At 37.3% G+C, this 1576-nt stretch carries 1 CRISPR repeat array.

Features of this window, described 5'->3' with window-relative positions:
* Window positions 1-1575: direct repeats of the CRISPR family, unit length 32 nt; unit sequence AATCCTTGTTTTACTGGAAGTACCACTTCAAC.
* Window position 1576 lies beyond the last annotated feature (1 nt).

Below are 1576 nucleotides of genomic sequence, written 5' to 3' on the forward strand. Positions count from 1 at the left end.
AATCCTTGTTTTACTGGAAGTACCACTTCAACTTATATAAGCAATACAGCTTTGATAGGGGTATGTTTAGTTTCAATCCTTGTTTTACTGGAAGTACCACTTCAACCCTACAATAACCCCTTCTGAGTTAATATAAAAGTTTTGAGTTTCAATCCTTGTTTTACTGGAAGTACCACTTCAACATAACTAACCAAGACCGAGATTCTACATACTCAGTGTTTCAATCCTTGTTTTACTGGAAGTACCACTTCAACTACAGCTAATACTAAGCATGGGATAGGATATAGAAGTTTCAATCCTTGTTTTACTGGAAGTACCACTTCAACTTGCTACAACAGCAGGGAATACAGGGACAGGTTGGTTGTTTCAATCCTTGTTTTACTGGAAGTACCACTTCAACAAAAAATGAAAAAATTTCTAACAAATGCTTTTAGTATTGTTTCAATCCTTGTTTTACTGGAAGTACCACTTCAACTCCTTCGATGTATTGAATTAGCCTGTCTACATCAACAGTTTCAATCCTTGTTTTACTGGAAGTACCACTTCAACTTGGATTCAATGTTGCTATAATGAAATTTTAGCAGAGTTTCAATCCTTGTTTTACTGGAAGTACCACTTCAACTATAAGTGATCGGCCTTATGTCGCCAAACCCTTCCTGTTTCAATCCTTGTTTTACTGGAAGTACCACTTCAACCTTGTTGTTGCCGGAATTTTCCACCAATCAAAAAAGAGTTTCAATCCTTGTTTTACTGGAAGTACCACTTCAACTATAGGGTTTCAAGGAAATTATGAACCGTTTGACTCGTTTCAATCCTTGTTTTACTGGAAGTACCACTTCAACACAATTGATGTTAGTGACTGTTCCGATGCTGAGGCGTTTCAATCCTTGTTTTACTGGAAGTACCACTTCAACTCGTTTGCTCCGTATGAACTACTTGCTGATTTTTCGTGTTTCAATCCTTGTTTTACTGGAAGTACCACTTCAACATAATTTGCTTACGAATCCGCAATTTTCTGATTCTAAGTTTCAATCCTTGTTTTACTGGAAGTACCACTTCAACCAGGTTGGCTATATTGGCAAAGATTTCAAGCTGCGGTTTCAATCCTTGTTTTACTGGAAGTACCACTTCAACCCCTTCATCGTATACCTTTACTGTATCACCTAATTGTTTCAATCCTTGTTTTACTGGAAGTACCACTTCAACCCAAGACATATTTTAGGACTGCAAGGTCAAATAATAAGTTTCAATCCTTGTTTTACTGGAAGTACCACTTCAACGTGGATTTATCGGGGACACAACCGTTGCGAGAACAAGTTTCAATCCTTGTTTTACTGGAAGTACCACTTCAACCCAGATAAGCAATTAAGTTTCCGTATGACGGCTATTATGTTTCAATCCTTGTTTTACTGGAAGTACCACTTCAACAAGATGCAACGTCGACAGAGAAAAAGTCGATAAGGTGTTTCAATCCTTGTTTTACTGGAAGTACCACTTCAACACATTGATAAATGAATAGGAGGTCTTGAAAATGTTGGGTTTCAATCCTTGTTTTACTGGAAGTACCACTTCAACT

Source organism: Acetivibrio sp. (assembly GCF_035371925.1).
In the GTDB taxonomy this organism is placed as follows: domain Bacteria; phylum Bacillota; class Clostridia; order Acetivibrionales; family Acetivibrionaceae; genus Hungateiclostridium.